12 protein-coding genes are annotated in these 15548 nt (G+C 69.2%); 8 read left to right on the top strand and 4 right to left on the bottom strand.

Going from position 1 to position 15548, the window contains the following annotated elements; genetic code table 11:
• Positions 1-122 precede the first annotated feature (122 nt).
• The 4 genes from ACWELJ_RS10675 to ACWELJ_RS10660 all read left to right on the top strand — a co-directional run bounded on the left by ACWELJ_RS10675 (position 123) and on the right by ACWELJ_RS10660 (position 7500).
• A complete protein-coding gene (locus ACWELJ_RS10675; protein WP_452365938.1) occupies positions 123-4361 on the top strand; it encodes a BTAD domain-containing putative transcriptional regulator in 4239 nt (1412 codons plus the stop codon).
• A gap of 37 nt (positions 4362-4398) precedes the next feature.
• Positions 4399-5103, top strand: coding sequence for a CHAP domain-containing protein (locus tag ACWELJ_RS10670; protein WP_452365937.1), 705 nt, complete (start codon positions 4399-4401; stop codon positions 5101-5103).
• A 156-nt stretch (positions 5104-5259) separates the two neighbouring features.
• Positions 5260-6489 carry a hypothetical protein gene (locus ACWELJ_RS10665; protein WP_452365936.1) on the top strand — a complete coding sequence of 410 codons (1230 nt, stop codon included), beginning with the start codon at positions 5260-5262 and terminating at the stop codon, positions 6487-6489.
• Positions 6490-6774: 285 nt separating this feature from the next.
• On the top strand, positions 6775-7500 hold the full coding sequence (locus ACWELJ_RS10660) for a DUF1906 domain-containing protein (protein ID WP_452365935.1): 726 nt from the start codon (positions 6775-6777) through the stop codon (positions 7498-7500).
• A gap of 73 nt (positions 7501-7573) precedes the next feature.
• Here ACWELJ_RS10660 and ACWELJ_RS10655 read toward each other — a convergent pair whose 3' ends face one another.
• Together ACWELJ_RS10655 and ACWELJ_RS10650 are read right to left on the bottom strand one after the other, a co-directional pair.
• Entirely contained in the window at positions 7574-7939 is a 366-nt protein-coding gene (locus ACWELJ_RS10655) for a hypothetical protein (RefSeq protein ID WP_452365934.1), read from the bottom strand.
• Positions 7940-8046: 107 nt separating this feature from the next.
• Complete coding sequence (locus tag ACWELJ_RS10650) at positions 8047-8832, bottom strand: Rv1157c family protein (protein WP_452365933.1); 786 nt, start codon at positions 8830-8832, stop codon at positions 8047-8049.
• A 263-nt stretch (positions 8833-9095) separates the two neighbouring features.
• Here ACWELJ_RS10650 and ACWELJ_RS10645 point away from each other — a divergent pair, with 263 nt between their 5' ends.
• From ACWELJ_RS10645 to ACWELJ_RS10635, 3 genes are read left to right on the top strand one after another with little or no spacing between them, the layout of a single operon-like run.
• The gene (locus ACWELJ_RS10645; RefSeq protein WP_452365932.1) at positions 9096-10328 is read left to right on the top strand and encodes a mannosyltransferase; all 1233 of its coding nucleotides are present in this window, start codon (positions 9096-9098) and stop codon (positions 10326-10328) included.
• Between the two features lie 39 nt (positions 10329-10367).
• Complete coding sequence (locus ACWELJ_RS10640; protein ID WP_452365931.1) at positions 10368-11702, top strand: mannosyltransferase; 1335 nt, start codon at positions 10368-10370, stop codon at positions 11700-11702.
• 2 nt (positions 11703-11704) lie between these two features.
• Positions 11705-12931, top strand: coding sequence for a mannosyltransferase (locus ACWELJ_RS10635; RefSeq protein WP_452365930.1), 1227 nt, complete (start codon positions 11705-11707; stop codon positions 12929-12931).
• Here ACWELJ_RS10635 and ACWELJ_RS10630 read toward each other — a convergent pair.
• On the bottom strand, positions 12867-13166 hold the full coding sequence (locus tag ACWELJ_RS10630) for a 4a-hydroxytetrahydrobiopterin dehydratase (protein WP_452365929.1): 300 nt from the start codon (positions 13164-13166) through the stop codon (positions 12867-12869). The genes ACWELJ_RS10635 and ACWELJ_RS10630 overlap by 65 nt on opposite strands.
• A 20-nt stretch (positions 13167-13186) precedes the next feature.
• On the bottom strand, positions 13187-13363 hold the full coding sequence (locus ACWELJ_RS10625; RefSeq protein WP_452365928.1) for a hypothetical protein: 177 nt from the start codon (positions 13361-13363) through the stop codon (positions 13187-13189).
• A 168-nt stretch (positions 13364-13531) separates the two neighbouring features.
• Between ACWELJ_RS10625 and typA the strand changes: the two genes are divergently transcribed.
• Positions 13532-15430, top strand: coding sequence for a translational GTPase TypA (gene typA / locus ACWELJ_RS10620; protein ID WP_452365927.1), 1899 nt, complete (start codon positions 13532-13534; stop codon positions 15428-15430).
• Positions 15431-15548: the final 118 nt, after the last annotated feature.

The following is a 15548-nucleotide window of genomic DNA, read 5'->3' as shown; positions in this document are numbered from 1 at the left end:
GGAATGACTTCGTATCGAATTAAGCCGGATCACAAGACTGGGTACTGCCGCAGAATTTCTGCCATATTGAGAGGATCCTGTTTGGTTTTATTCGAGGTGGGTACGGGGGTCGGACACCGGCTATGGCGCTGATACGGATCGGGGTGCTGGGCCCGCTGCACATCAGCATCGATGGCCAGCGCGTGCCACCGGGCGCGCCCATGCAATGCGCGGTGCTGGGCCGGCTGGTCGCCGCCGGTGGCCGGGTGGTGCCCACCGAACGGCTCATCGACGACCTCTGGCACGGCGACCCGCCCGCCAAAGCCGTTGCCGCGCTCCAGGTGTACATCCACAACCTGCGCCGCGTCTTCGAACCCGACCGGCCGCGCCGCGCCCACTCGCGCGTCATCGTCTCCGAATCCCACGGCTACGCGCTCAACCTGGAACCCAACCAGGTCGACTCCTGGCTCTTCGAACAACTGCTGCACGGCCACGAGGCCGCCATGCGCGATCCCGCCGGACGGCCCGAACCCCTCGAACAGGTGCGGGTGCTCGACGCCGCGCTCGCCTGCTGGCACGGCGGCGCCTTCGAATCCTTCCCCGGCATGACCTGGGCCACCCAGGAGACCGCGCGGCTGCAGGCGCTGAAGATGACCGCCGCCGAACTGCGCGCCCAGGCCGCGCTCGAGATGAACCGGCCCGCCGAGGTGGTGCTGGCGCTGCGGCCCATCCTCGAGGAGTACCCCGGCCGCGAGGAAACCGCCCGGTTGCTGGCCGTCGCCCAGTATCGACTGGGACAGTCGCTGGACGCGCTCGCCACCGTGCGCCGCAGCCGCGAATTCCTCACCCTCGAATTCGGGGTCGATCCGGGACCCGCGTTGCGGGACCTGGAAACCGCCATCCTCACCCACTCGGTGGATATCGAGACCGCACCGCCCGCCGTGGTGATCCGGCCCGCCGAACCCGAACCGCTGCCCGCCCCGGAAGCCCTGCCCGACAGCGGATACGCCGCCCAGCGCGACGCCGTGCTGGCCGCCGCCGAAGCCGCGGCCGCCGGGCACGTGCGGCTGGTCTGGCTGTCCGGTGAGGCGGGGGCCGGGAAGACCACCCTCGCCACCGCCATCACCGCGCACCTGGGCGAACGCGGCTGGACCGCCGTCTTCGGCCGCTGCCCCGAGGTCGACTCCGCGCCGCCCGCCTGGTCCTGGGCCGAAGTGCTCACCGGACTCGACGCCGCCGACCCCGAAACCTTCACCGCCGCCGACGCTTTCACGCTGGCACGGCGCGTGGTCCGGTCCTGCCGGGAACGGTCGGCCGCGACACCCGTCGCCATCGTGCTCGAGGACGTGCACGGCGCGGACACCGCCACCCTGCAGGTGCTGCGGCAGGTGGTGAACTGGCTGCGCGACAGCCCGATCCTCATCGTCGCCACCCTGCGCGGCACCGAAGCCGGGCCCGGCGTCCGCGATACCGCCGCCGCCCTGGCCCTGTTCACCGCCGACCGTGTCGAACTCGACGGGCTCGACATGGCCGGGACCCGCCGCGCCGCGGCCGCCGCCGGACTCACCGCCCTCGACGACCGCACCGTCGAACTGCTGCGCCGCCGCACCGGCGGCAACCCGCTGTTCGTGCGCGAACTCGCCAAACTCGTTGCCACCCAGGGCATCACCGACGCGCTGCCGGACAGCGTGCGCGACCTGCTGGGCCGCCGGATCGCCCAGCTGCCGCCGGACGTGGTGGATCTGCTGCGCCACCTGTCGGTCTGGGGCGACAGCGATATCGCCACCCTCGCGGGCTCCACCCGACGGTCCCACGACACCGTCATCGACCTCGTCGCCACCGGCGAAACGGCGCGCCTGCTGCGCACCGACCGGGCCGGGCGCGTCACCTTCGACCACGCGCTCGTCCGGGAAACCGTCTACTACGACCTCCCCGCGCTACGCCGCACCCGAATGCACTGGGCCGCTTTCGAATACCTGCGCCACGACCCCGAAGTCGAGGTATCGGACCAGCCCGACACCTTCGATACGGGAAAGCTGTCCGCTGACCATCGAACCGACGGCGCGGGCTTCCCCATAGCGGCTGGCCGGGCGCTGTCCGCACTGCGCGGCGCCGACGAAGTGGTCGCCGCCCTGCTCGGAATGCCGCGATACGCCAACGGATCTCGCATAGACCGCACACTCTCGGCCCTGCGCGGCGCGGACGAGGTCGCCGCGGCCACCCGCAACGCCCCCGGTCCCCGCGAAACCCGAAGCGACCCCTCGACCCGCTCCGCCGCCTCGCTCCGGCTGGCAGGACTGTTCCAGGCCGGAATCAGGGACGCCGGCGCGGTCGCGGCTCGAGGCGGTACCGCGGCGTCGAATGAACTGCCCGGCAGCGTGAGTGGAGTGCCTGGCGCGGTGACTGGAATGCCTGGCGCCGTGAGTGGAGTGCCCGGCGGCGGGATCGGAATGTCCGGCACTGTGGGTGGAGTGTCCGGACCGACGAGTATTGCGCCTGGTATGGCGGTCGGCGCGGCGAGCGGGACATCCGGTGCGGCTGTTGGGATGTCCGGTGTGGCCGGCGGGACTTCCGGCACGGCGGTCGGGAGACCCGGCGCGGCAAGTGGGGGGTCCGGCGTTGGAGTGTCCGGCGTGGTCGACGCGAGGACTGGGGTGGCGAGCGGGATGTCTGGCGTGGGGGGTGCGCGCGGTGCCAGGGATGCCGCGTACGCATCGGCCATGGCCGCGCTGAGCTCGTCGGCGATTGGTGGGTTCGCGGCCGAGTTCCCCTTCGCCGGAGCGTATTCCGATGCCGAGGAGATCATCGTGCCGCAGGGGCGGGACATCGATGAGCTCGCCCATCACGCGGCGCTCGGGGCCGATGGCGAGACCGCCACGGTGGCGCTGCCCTATGTGCGGGCGGCGGCGCGGCGGTGTGGGGAGCGGCGGATGCGGGCCGATGCGGTGCGGCGGTGGCGGTCGGTGCTGGCGTTGCACGATCTGGCGGGGCACACCGGGGAGGGCGCGGGTCAGCGGGATCGGCTGGCGGTGCTGGAAGCGCGGTGCGAGCTGGTGGTGGCGCTGGCCTACGACGGACAGCACATCGCGGCGCGGGCGGCGCGGGCGCAGGCCCTGGATCTGGCCCAATCACTCGGCGGGACAGCGGTTCTCGCGCACGCGGTCACCTGCTGGCCGACGCCGCTGATCTGGTCGGTGCACGACTGGCACACGCCGGATCCCGGGCTGCGGGGCCCGTTGCGGGCCGCGTCGGCCGATCCGGTGCAGCCGGTGCGGACCCGAATCATGTTGCAGGTCACCGCGGTCTTCGATCGCGCGGTCGAGGACCCGGCCGCCGCGTGCGTGCTGGCGGCCACCGCGATGGCGCTGGCCGAGCCGCTCGGCGATCCGGATCTGCTGTGCACGGTGCTCAACGCGCAGGCGTTCGCGGCCTTCGCGGCGGGCGGCTTCCTGCGCGCCCACGACCTGCGGCGCTACGCCACCCACCTGCTGCGTGTCTCCACCGAGGCCGAACTCACCGAATTCCGCGCGCTCGCACACTATCTGCTGTTCCGCGCCACCCTCGCCGACGCCGACCTGGTGGCCGCCGCCGAACACGCCGCCCAGGCCGGGGCCTACGCCACCGACGGGCAGCTGCGGCACCTGCTCGACGCCATCGCGCCCTTCGGCATGGTGCTGGAGTTGTTGCGGGGCAACACCGATGAGGTGCTGCGCCTGCTCACCGCGGGCAACCCGGGCATCGACGAGCTGGTGGCGCACTCGCTCGAGGGCGCGGCCGAACCGACCCGCGACACCAACGCGCTGCACGTCGGCATCGCCGTATCCATCGGCTGGCTGCGCGGCGACATGTCGGAATACCTGAACGACCTGCGCGAACGCACCGCGCTCAAACCCGAACTGTTCGTGCACGGTTACGCGCTGGCGCTGGTGCACGCGGGCCGCCCCGAGGAGGCCCGCCGCACCCTCGCCGCCGCGCCGCCGCTCGCCCCGCAGTTCTGGTCCACCTTCACCGCCGTGAAGGCCCGCCTGGCCATCGCCCTCGACGAACCGGCCGAGGCGCGTGATATCTACGCGCAGCTGCTGCCGTACGCGGGCACCGTCTGCGGACTGGAATCGGGAGCCTCGGCCATGGGGCCGATGGACTTCGTGCTCGCCGAACTCGCCGCCTACCTCGGCGATCACGCGCGCGCCGCCGGGCACCGGTCCGCCGGCACGGAACTCCAGACCCGGCTGCGCACACAGCTGGCCGAACTCGCGCCCGCGGGCCTGGGGCTGATGCGGGCCGGGCGGCTCGGCGCCATCGGCCAGGGCCGCATCGACCCCTCGCCCGAATCGACCGCGCGGGCGGCTGGGGGAACTTCCCGACGGTGTGAGACGTCCTAACCCTCGAGGCCGATCATCGGCCGCAGGGGAGGACGATATGACGATCGAGACCGAAGGCGCGCCGCGCGGACGCCGTGAGCGTGCGGCCGCGAAGCGGGCGGGCGGGTCGGCGCTCGGCCGCCGCGCGCTGGTAGCCGTGTTGGTACTGGCGGTGGTCGGCGGCCTCGCGGCCGGGGGAGTGGCCGGAGTGCGCTGGTGGCAGCACGGCCACCCCGGGGCGAATCCGTTCACCGGACCGCGCGACCTGGCCGGTGGCCTGGTGCACGATTTTCCCGCGATCGATTCCACCGGCTTGACCGACGCGCAGAACCGCGTGGTGGATGTGCTGCGGCAACAATTCGAGGAACAGAGCGGACGCGACAAATACTCCGAGGGTATTGCCGAACCGTGGTGCGCCGACTTCGTGAGCTGGGTGATGCGCGCCGCCGGGCAACCCTTGCACAATCCGAATTCCGGATCCTGGCGCATACCGGGCGTATACACGTTGGAGGAGTACTACCGGGGTCAGCACCGTTTCGAGGAGGCGAACGGCGGTTATCCACCCCGTGTCGGAGATGTTGTCCTGTACTCCGATTCCAGTCCGTTCCATCAGCACACGAATATTGTGATCGCGGTGGATTCGGATACCATCACCACGGTGGGTGGCAATGAAGCCGGAGAATCCGGCGGTGTCGCCATCCATCAATTCCGCCCATCCGGCACAACGGGGCTGGTCGGTTTCGGGCGATTGGGAACACGCTGATTCCACATTCTGGAAACACGCGGGGCGGGGTGTACAACTGAGCACGTCTTCCGCCTACGATGGGTTTCGGCGGCGCCCGGCAGCGTCGCCGATTGATCCCTGTCCTGCTGCCCCCTCATCGGCAGGACAGGGGTCCCCGCCCGACGAAAGAGCTGGATGACGTTGCCCGACGAACCCACCTGGATCGATTACGCCGAATTCGGCGAACGTTTCGTGGCGGCGGCGGTGACGGAATCCCGGATCGAATCCGCGGTCTCCAGTGTGGCCGGGCGGGGAATCACCATCGGGCCCTTCGGAATCGGGCCTGCCGGACTGGCCCGCTTCGTGGCCAAGGGCAGCATCGGCAAGCCCACCATCATCCGGCGCGCCCCCCATGTGCATTTCGACGTCATGCTCCCGGTCACCCTGCGGGTCGACGTCACCCTCGGCGGGCAGCGGCTGCGGCTGGAAGCGGTCGTCGAGATCGACCTCACCATGCACGCGCGCACCGCCGACCCGCTGCTCATCGTCATCGACATCCCCCCGGTCACCAGCCGCGACGTGAGCTTCGTCATGCGCGCGCAGGCCATCGGCACCGCCTGGGAAGTACTGCTCAACCCGATCGCGCAGCTGGTGCAACGCGAGGTCGCCAACCGGATCAACGCGATCCTGGCCGACCCGGACTCACAGCGCGGCCGCACCTTCGACGTGCAGGCCATCCTGGACGGCACCCGCTCGCCCTACAAGGGCCGCCCCACCCACGAATGGATCGGCTACGACGAGTTCGGCCACCGGTTCTTCGACCTGATCGTCACCGCGGACCGGGTCCGGCAGGTGGTGGAGTCGATGGCGGGCAAACCCATCGAGGTCGGACCGCTGCGCACCGGCCCCGGCAACAAGGCCGAGGTCTGGGTGCAGGGCAGCGTGCGACTGCCCAGGGTGGCGGCCGCCGCGCCGGTCACCCCGGTGGCCCCGCCGCAGCCGCGGATCGCGGAATTGCCCAGGGCCGCGGCCGAATCCGCCGCGGCCGCGCTGGCCGCCGAAGCCGCCGCCGAGGTCCACGATCCGGCCTTGGTGCGCTTCGACCTCACCATTCCGGTGAGCCTGGACATCAGCGTGGACGTGCTGAAGACCAACCGCTACCGCGCCGAGGTGCAGGTGCCCGTGGCCCTCACCGCGCGTGCCGCCGAACCGTTGCTGATCGTCATCGACGCCGCACCGCCCCGGGCCCGCGACATCGATCTGGAGATGACTGCCGAGGGCTGGCGGGCCGCGGCCCTGGGCAAGCTCGCGGGTATGCGCAAGCAGATCGCCGCGCAGGTGGCGACGGTCGTGCGGACCGAGGTCGCCGATGTGTCGCGCCGGACCATCGATGTGGGCGCCCAGCTGGACAAGACCCGCGTCTGACGGCCTCGGCGGCCACGAAAATTCATAGCTATTTGTTCGCTGTCGGCCGGTCGTTGCCCGGTTTTCCATCGATGTGACATATGGTGCCGATGTGCTCGATGAGTCTGGCGATTCCAATGTGAATATGGTGAAATGAGGGCACGTTCAGGGGCTCCCGGCGCATTGATGATCTTGTTGTCATCGGGGAAGGTGCGCCGGGTACGCCGCAGGTGGGCCGCCTAGGTCCAGAGCCAGACTCCTCCAGCACTCGATCGGAATGTTCGACCAGTGCGCGAAGGAGTCGTGATGAGTTCTGCCCCTGTCAATCGCCGGAATTTCCTCTCCGGAGCAACGGCCCTGGCCGCCGGGATCACCGCCGGCATGACCCTCCCGGCCGGCACCGCCGCCGCCAAGGAATCCCTCGGCACCCTGCTCGACTACGCGGGTGGCGTCCCCACGGCCCAATCCATCAGCGACGACGGTCATCTCGGCGTCATCCGCTACGTCTCCGACCGGCGGCCCGGCGCGGAGTGGATGGAAGGCAAACCGCTGCTCGCCCGCGAGGTCGACGCCCTGCGCGCCGCGGGCCTGTCGGTGGTGTCCTGCTACCAGTTCGGCAAGGGCCCGACCGCCGACTGGCGCGGCGGCTACCCGGCCGGACTGAAGCACGCCGCACGGGGATTGGTGCTGCACAAGGCCGCGGGCGGCCCGGACAGCGCGCCCATCTACGCCTCCATCGACGACAACCCCAGCGACGCGGACTTCGAGTCGATGATCGAGCCCTACCTGCGCGGCTGGGAAACCGTCATCGGGCGCGGCCGCACCGGCGTGTACGCCAACTCGCCGACCATCGACAATATTCGCGACGCCGGGCTGGGTTCGTTCTTCTGGCAGCACAATTGGGGCACGCCGAAGGGTTTCGTGCATCCCGCCGCCACCCTGCACCAGTTCGAGATCGACAAGCGCGAGGTGGGCGGCATCTCGGTGGACGTCAACTCGGTCCTGGCCCCGCAATACGGCCAGTGGTGGTGATACCGGGCTCTCCGCGCTCTCGTGTCCCGCTGCCGGTGGCAGCGGGACACGGCTGTCTACGGGGAGCGGTCGGCTAGGTCTGGCAGTGGCAGGTCGGGTCCTGCACCAGATCGGGCTCTTCGGGCACGACCCGGAGCATCAGGTGGGGATCGTTGTGTTCCTCGTCGGAGCCGTTGGCGAAGGCCTGCCCATTGCCGTTCCAGGAGAACAGCGAGAAACGGGACAGGCCGGAGAAGGCGGATCCCAGGCTGCCGAAGGACGCCGAGGAGATGAGAGAGCCGAACGAGCCCACCGACCCGATCGACAGCACCGAGCCCACGCTGCCGATGGACAGGATCGAATAGGCCGAGCCGATCGACAGGATCGATCCCTCCGAGCGAATCGAGAGGATCGATCGGCGCGAATGCAGTCCCCGCAGAGGGTTGGAAACAGCGGCCATAGTTAGCGGTCTACCACAGGATTCCGCTCCTGCAAACGATTTCGCCCCCGCCGCTCCCGGGCTTTCGCGCGGGCGGGACGGGGGCGAATTCTCGGCGTGCGCCGAGACTAGACCGTGAAGAAGCCGATGGTCGGCAGGAAGGAGCAGGTGATCGGCTGCGCCTCCGGGTCGGCCTGGGTGGTCAGCGAACCCGAGACGATGGCGACCACGCGACCGGAACCGGTGTTGGCGATGGCCGACAGGGTGGCCGGGCCGTCCGGGTTGATCTTGGCGTCGTCGGTCAGGTTCATGGTGCCGGTGGCGCGGGTGTCCAGGTTCAGCCACTGCACGGTCATCGGCACGGGCTGCGGGTCGGTGGGCCGCTTGGTGCCCAGCGCGGTGAACACGAAACCGGCCTGGCCCTGCGCGGGTCCCGGCGGGGGCAGCTGCGCGGGACCGGCGACGGCCAGCGCGGTGCCCACCGAGTCGGCGGAGGAGGCGATGCAGCCCTTGCCGATGGTCGGCCACAGGAACTGCGAGATGACCGGGCCGTCCTTCGGGATGTCCGGGCCGCCGCCGCCACTGCCGTCCAGGAAGGTGATGACCGCGAGCAGCGTGGTCTTCACCTGCGGCGGCAGGTTGCTGGTCTCCAGCAGCTGCTTGGCCTGGGCGAGGATGGCGTTCTTGGGGCCCGCGTCGGCGATATCGGCGGGGCCGGTGGCCGCGCCCACGATGGCGGGAATCAGCGAGGCCAGGGCGTCGACCGGAACCCCTTCGGGGATCATCGGAATCGACACCGCGCTCAGGGGCGCGGGCGCGGGCTTCGCGTCTGCCGCAGTCGGCACGGCGACGGTGGCGCAGGCCGCCAGGGCCAGCGCGGAGACTGTGAACCGCGTTCCTCGGGTGCGAAGCACTGGTGTAGCCGTCCTTACCTCGGGTACAACTAGCGGCGATGGAGCCCCATCGCTCCGCGCCACTCTAGGGACCGGGCTGCCGTGTTGTACAGCCAGCGTGTGATCTTGGCGAACTTGATCAGCTGACGCTATCGAACGAGCGACCAGAATGCGTGTTACCAATGGGGCCAGTGATGCAAATGTTACGCAGCGCGTCCGATGCGCGGCGCAATTCGGGTTACGACTAGGCTGGCCGCGGCCGCAGACCGCCTGAGCTGAAAGACGTGCCGCGTGAAACGACGAATCCTGTGAACAGACACTGTCACATGGCCGCCGCGGCACTGGGTATTTCGGTGCTGGCCCGTCTGCTGTGGGTGCTGCTGCTGCCCAATGGCATGAACTTCGTGGACCTGCACGTCTACGTCGACGGCTCGGCGAATCTCGGCGGCGGGCACCTCTACGAGTACACCGATGCCAGTAAGACGCCGGACTTTCCGCTGCCGTTCACCTATCCGCCGTTCGCGGCGCTGGTGTTCTACCCCTTGCACTTCCTGCCCTTCGGCGTGGTCGCGATTGGGTGGCTGCTGGCCACGGTGGCGGCGCTGTTCGGCGTGGTGTGGTTCGCCCTGGAGCTGATCCTCGGTCCGGAGGCCATGCGCGAACAGCGTTGGCGCACAGCCGCTGTCGCGTGGACCGCGGTGGCGATGTGGCTGGAGCCGGTCCGCACCACCTTCGACTACGGCCAGGTCAATGTGTTCCTGGTGCTGCTGGCCATGGTCGCGGTGCGCAGCGCGCGGTGGTGGGTGTCGGGCACGCTGGTCGGCGTGGCGGCGGGCATCAAGCTGACCCCGGCGGTCACCGGGCTGTACTTCGCGGCCCGCAAGCGCTGGTTCACCGCGCTGTGGTCGGCGGTGGTCTTCTTCGGCACCATCGGGCTGACCTACCTGCTGACGCCGGGGGAGACCAACAAGTACTTCCGGGAGCTGCTCGGCGACGCCAAACGGATCGGCCCGGTCGGTTCGTCGACCAATCAGTCGCTGCGCGGCGCGCTCAGCCGGCTGCTCGGCCACGACGTGGTGTCGGGCCCGGTGTGGATCGCCGCGGTCCTGGTGACCGCGGTGCTCGGGTTCTTCGCCTGGCGCGCACTGCGTTCCGACGACCGGCTCGGCACGCTGATCATCGTGCAGCTGTTCGGGCTGATGGTGTCGCCGATCTCCTGGTCGCATCACTGGATCTGGCTGGTGCCGGTGATCCTGTGGCTGATCTACGGTCCGCTGCGCGACGCCCCCGGGGCGCGGGTGCTCGCGGGGTACTGGCTCGTGGTGACGTTGGTCGGCGTGCCGTGGGTGCTGGGGTTCTTCCAGGATTCGATCTGGACCATCTCGCGGCCGGGCATCCTGTCCTGGCTGGGCGCGGTGGACGCGATCGGTGTGCTGGCGCTGTTCGCCTGGATCATCTGGGCGGGCCGGATCGCGAGCCCGCGCGCGGCCGACGCGGATGTGAAAGTCGCAGTGTGAAATATGCGATAGTCGGATCGCTGTGCCCACGTTTCTTGGGTGCGCGAGATATTCGTTACTCCGGCTACGCTTATCCGCGCGCCGCAAGGCGAGATCGCCAGCCGTGAACTCCGGTCGGCGACCGCATCCGACCTGAAAGCCCCGTTCGTGAATCGTCGTTTCCTGCTGGCCGCCATCGCCCTCGTCATCTCGCTGCTGGCCCGAGCATGGTGGGCTTTGTTCTGGCCCAGCAATCTGATTCTCGTGGACCTGCACGTCTACGTCGAAGGCGCCGCGCATCTGTTCCAAGGCGACCTCTACGACTGGGCCGACGCCAGCAGATCGCCGAAATTCCCGCTGCCGTTCACCTATCCGCCGTTCGCGGCGCTGGTGTTGTACCCGCTGCATTTCCTGCCGTTCGACGTGGTGGCGATCGGCTGGATGCTGGCCATCACGGCGGCGCTGTACGGCATCGTGTGGATCGCGCTCGAGATGATCGTCGGCGCCGCGGCCATGCAGGACCCGACCTGGCGTTCGGCCGCGCTCGCGTGGACCGCCGGTGGCCTGTGGCTGGAACCGGTGCGGTCCACCCTCGACTACGGCCAGATCAATGTGTTCCTGGCGCTGCTGGTGATGCTGGCCGCGCGCAGCAGCCGATGGTGGCTGTCGGGTCTGCTGGTCGGCATCGGCGCGGGTATCAAGCTGACTCCGGCGGTGACCGGGCTGTACTTCGCGGCCCGCGGGCAGTGGCTCGCGATCGTGGCGACGGTGGTGGCCTTCTTCGGGACCATCGGGCTGACCTACCTGCTCGCGCCGAACGAGACCAACAAGTACTTCTTCGAACTGATGGGGGACCCGCACCGCATCGGTCCGGTCGGTTCGGTGATCAACCAGTCCCTGCGCGGCACGATCAGCCGCATCGTCGGCCACGATATCGGCGACGGGCTGGTCTGGAAGTCGCTGGTGCTGGCGACGGCCGTGCTCGCGTTCTTCGCCTGGCGCGCACTGCGTTCCGACGACAAGCTGGGCGCGCTGATCATCGTGCAGCTGTTCGGCCTGCTGGCCGCACCGATCTCCTGGTCACACCACTGGATCATCCTGATCCCGATGATCCTGTGGCTGCGCTACGGTCCGCTGCGCGAGGCGCTGTTCACCAAACTTCAGCTCGCCTTCTGGCTGTTCAACACGATCCTCGGCATTCCGTGGGCGCTGGGCATCATCCAGCTCGACGCCATGGTGATCTCCCGCCCCTGGTACCTGGCCTGGGCCGGCGGCAGCAACACCTTCGCCGCGCTGGTGCTCTTCGTCTGGATCATCGTGGCGAAACGGCTCAGTCCCGCGCTCGCACGCAAGGCCGAGCCGGTGCGTGAGCAAGAGCCGATCCCGGTGGCGTGAGCATGAATCGACGTTCCCGCCTGGCCGCCGCCGCACTGGGCCTCTCGATCCTGGCCCGGGTGCTGTGGGTGCTGCTCGGGCCCAGCCGGCTGATCCTGGTCGACCTGCATGTCTACATCGACGGCGCCGCGAATCTGTTCGGCGGGAACCTCTACGAGTGGACCGATTCCAGTCGGTCACCGGACTTTCCGCTGCCGTTCATCTACCCGCCGTTCGCGGCGCTGGTGCTGTATCCGCTGCATCTGCTGCCCTTCGACCTGGTCGCCATCGGCTGGCTGCTGGCCACCTTCGCGGCGCTGTTCGGGGTGGTGTGGATCTCGCTGGAGCTCATGGTGGGATCCGCGGCCATGGCCGAATCGTCCTGGCGCACCACCGCGGTGGCGTGGACGGCGGTGGCCGTCTGGCTGGAACCGGTGCGGTCCACCCTCGACTTCGGCCAGGTCAACATCTTCCTGGTGCTGCTGGTCATGCTCGCGGTGCGCAGCCGCCGGTGGTGGGTGTCGGGCCTGCTGGTCGGGCTGGCGGCGGGCGTCAAGCTGACCCCGGCGGTGACCGGGCTGTACTTCGCGGCGCGGCGGAAGTGGCTGTCGGCGGGCGCGTCCGCGCTGGCCTTCGTGCTCACCATCGGCGTGACCTTCGTGTTCGCCCCGCGCGAGACCCGTCAGTTCTTCGGTGAACTGCCGGGCGATCCGCGCCGGCCCCTGCCCGTCGGTTCGGTGATCAACCAGTCGCTGCGCGGCGCGCTGAGCCGACTGGCCGGGCACGACATCGGATCCGGGCTGCTGTGGAAGTCGTCGGTGCTGGTGACGGCCGTGCTGGCGTTCTTCGCCTGGCGCGCATTGCGTTCCGACGACCGTCTGGGCGCGTTGCTGGTGGTGCAGCTGTTCGGTCTGATGGCCTCGCCGATCTCCTGGTCGCACCATTGGATCTGGCTGGTGCCGCTGATCCTGTGGCTGGTCCACGGCCCGCTGCGCGCGGCCCTGGGCGCGCGTCTGCTGGCGGCGTTCTGGGTGCTCACGACGCTGACCGGAGTGCCGTTCCTGCTCGGGACACTCCAGAAGTCGATGTGGGATATCTCGCGCCCGTGGTACCTGGCCTGGTCGGGCACCGTCTTCGTGGGCGGCGCGCTGGCGCTCTACGTGTGGATCCTGGTGGCGAAACTGCTCAGCCCGGCGCCCCGCGCCGGAGTCGATCGATCTCGTGCGCGAGAGCCATATCCAGTGGGGTGAGGCCGCCGGCGGAGTGGGTCGAGAGCGTGAAAGTGACTCGCCGCCAGCGGATATCGATGTCGGGATGGTGGTCGGCGGCCTCGGCCGCGGCCGCCACCCGGCGGACCAGATCGATGCCGTCCAGGAAGGTGTCGGCCTCGATCGTGCGCGTGATGCTGTCGCCGTCGCGGGACCAGTCGGGCAGGTCGGTGAGGGCCGCGGCGATATCGTCGTCGGAAAGCAACGCGGGACTCATAGTCCCGGTCTACTCCGGTTTCAGGCCGCGCGGGCGGCTTTGAGGCACTTCTTGAGTTCCTTGCCGCAGCAGCCCGAGGCTTCCGCCTTCTGCATCCGCATGATGACCACAGGGCACTTGAGGCACCGCGTCTTCTTGCGGCAGCACTTCTTCTTCGGCTTGAGACGCGAGACGTCCTTCGCCTTGACCTTGCCCATGTTGGTTAGCTTAACCTAACCTCCGGCCGTTGAACAGGTGACCCAGGTCGCCCGGTAATGTATAGCTCGCCGCATGCCCGGTGGAGTTCGCCATGTCTCGTCGTAGGCAGCCCCACGCATGAGACCCATCCGGGTCGGCAACAGACTTTCCACCAGGAGGAATCAAACGTGTCGTCTGTCGAGTTCCGCAACGTCGCCATCGTGGCGCACGTCGACCACGGCAAGACAACACTGGTCGACGCCATGCTCCGGCAATCCGGCGCGTTCGCCGAACGAGCCGAGCTCGTCGACCGAGTGATGGACTCCGGTGACCTCGAGCGCGAGAAGGGCATCACCATTCTCGCCAAGAACACCGCTGTTCACCGGCACAACGCCGATGGTTCGGTCACCGTCATCAATGTCATCGACACCCCCGGCCACGCCGACTTCGGTGGTGAGGTCGAGCGCGGTCTGTCCATGGTGGACGGCGTCGTGCTGCTCGTCGACGCGTCCGAGGGTCCGCTGCCGCAGACCCGCTTCGTGCTGCGCAAGGCCCTCGCGGCCTCGCTGCCGGTGATCCTGGTGGTCAACAAGACCGACCGCCCGGACGCCCGCATCGAAGAGGTCGTCGAGGAATCCCACGACCTGCTGCTGGACCTGGCCTCCGACCTCGACGACGAGGCCTCCGAAGCCGCCGAGCTGGCCCTCGACCTGCCGGTGCTCTACGCCTCCGGCCGCGCGGGCGTCGCCTCCACCAGCCGCCCCGAGAACGGCCAGGTGCCCGACGCCGAGAACCTCGACGAGCTGTTCGAGGTCCTCATGAAGTACGTCCCGGCTCCCAAGGGCGACGCGAACGCCACCCTGCAGGCGCACGTCACCAACCTCGACGCCTCCCCGTTCCTGGGCCGTATCGGCCTGGTGCGCATCCACAACGGCACCCTGAAGAAGGGCCAGAGCGTTTCGTGGATGCACGGTGACGGCGTCAAGCAGGTCAAGATCACCGAGCTGCTCAAGACCGTCGGCGTCGAGCGTCAGCCCGGCGAGGAGGCCGTGGCCGGTGACATCGTCGCCATCGCCGGCATCCCGGACATCATGATCGGCGACACCCTCGCCGACCTGGAGAACCCGGTCGCGCTGCCGCGCATCACCGTCGACGAGCCGGCCATCTCGGTCACCATCGGCACCAACACCTCGCCGCTGGTCGGCCGCGTGCAGGGGCACAAGCTGACCGCCCGCATGGTGAAGTCGCGCCTGGACCAGGAGCTGGTCGGCAACGTGTCGCTGCGCGTGCTCGACATCGGCCGCCCCGACGCCTGGGAGGTCCAGGGCCGTGGTGAGCTCGCGCTCGCCATCCTGGTCGAGCAGATGCGCCGCGAGGGCTTCGAGCTCACCGTCGGCAAGCCGCAGGTGGTCACCAAGGTCGTCGACGGCAAGACCCACGAGCCGTTCGAAGAGCTGACCATCGACTGCCCCGACGAGTACCTGGGCGCGGTCACGCAGCTGCTGGCCGCCCGCAAGGGCAAGATGGTCCAGATGAGCAACCACTCCGCCGGGTGGGTGCGCATGGAGTTCATCGTGCCGTCGCGCGGCCTGATCGGTTTCCGCACCGACTTCCTCACCGAGACCCGCGGCACCGGCATCGCCAACGCCGTGTTCGACGGTTACGCGCCGTGGGCCGGCGAGATCCGCGCCCGCCACACCGGTTCGCTGGTCTCCGACCGCTCCGGTTCGGTCACCCCGTTCGCCATGATCCAGCTGGCCGACCGCGGTCAGTTCTTCGTGGAGCCGGGTGCGGACACCTACGAGGGTCACGTGGTCGGCATCAACCCGCGTGCCGAGGACCTCGACATCAACGTCACCCGCGAGAAGAAGCTGACCAACATGCGGTCCGCCACCGGTGACGTGCTCGAGACCCTGGCCAAGCCGCTGCAGCTGGATCTCGAGGGCGCCATGGAGTTCTGCACCGACGACGAGTGCGTCGAGGTGACCCCGGAGATCGTGCGCGTGCGCAAGGTCACCCTGAGCGCCACCGACCGCCAGCGCGAGATCTCCCGCCGCAAGGCGCGCGACCGCGCTGTGTCTAATTAGCCTCCGCTTCGCTCCGGCTGTTCGCGGCCCTTATAACCCCGGCCTTCCCTCCTCCGCTCCTCCGCTTCGCTCCGTCGCTCCGTCAGTCCAGGCCGGGGCGGGCCGCGAACCTCGGAGC

This window comes from Nocardia sp. NPDC004582, from assembly GCF_053602115.1.
This window is presented reverse-complemented; position numbering and strand designations above follow the sequence as displayed.

Excerpts from the sequence above, each read along its gene's own strand:
- ACWELJ_RS10675 (WP_452365938.1), top strand. The coding sequence starts at position 123 with ATGGCGCTGATACGGATCGGGGTGCTGGGCCCGCTGCACATCAGCATC.
- ACWELJ_RS10670 (WP_452365937.1), top strand. The coding sequence starts at position 4,399 with ATGACGATCGAGACCGAAGGCGCGCCGCGCGGACGCCGTGAGCGTGCG.
- ACWELJ_RS10665 (WP_452365936.1), top strand. The coding sequence starts at position 5,260 with ATGACGTTGCCCGACGAACCCACCTGGATCGATTACGCCGAATTCGGC.
- ACWELJ_RS10660 (WP_452365935.1), top strand. The coding sequence starts at position 6,775 with ATGAGTTCTGCCCCTGTCAATCGCCGGAATTTCCTCTCCGGAGCAACG.
- ACWELJ_RS10655 (WP_452365934.1), bottom strand. The coding sequence starts at position 7,939 with ATGGCCGCTGTTTCCAACCCTCTGCGGGGACTGCATTCGCGCCGATCG.
- ACWELJ_RS10635 (WP_452365930.1), top strand. The coding sequence starts at position 11,705 with ATGAATCGACGTTCCCGCCTGGCCGCCGCCGCACTGGGCCTCTCGATC.
- ACWELJ_RS10630 (WP_452365929.1), bottom strand. The coding sequence starts at position 13,166 with ATGAGTCCCGCGTTGCTTTCCGACGACGATATCGCCGCGGCCCTCACC.
- ACWELJ_RS10625 (WP_452365928.1), bottom strand. The coding sequence starts at position 13,363 with ATGGGCAAGGTCAAGGCGAAGGACGTCTCGCGTCTCAAGCCGAAGAAG.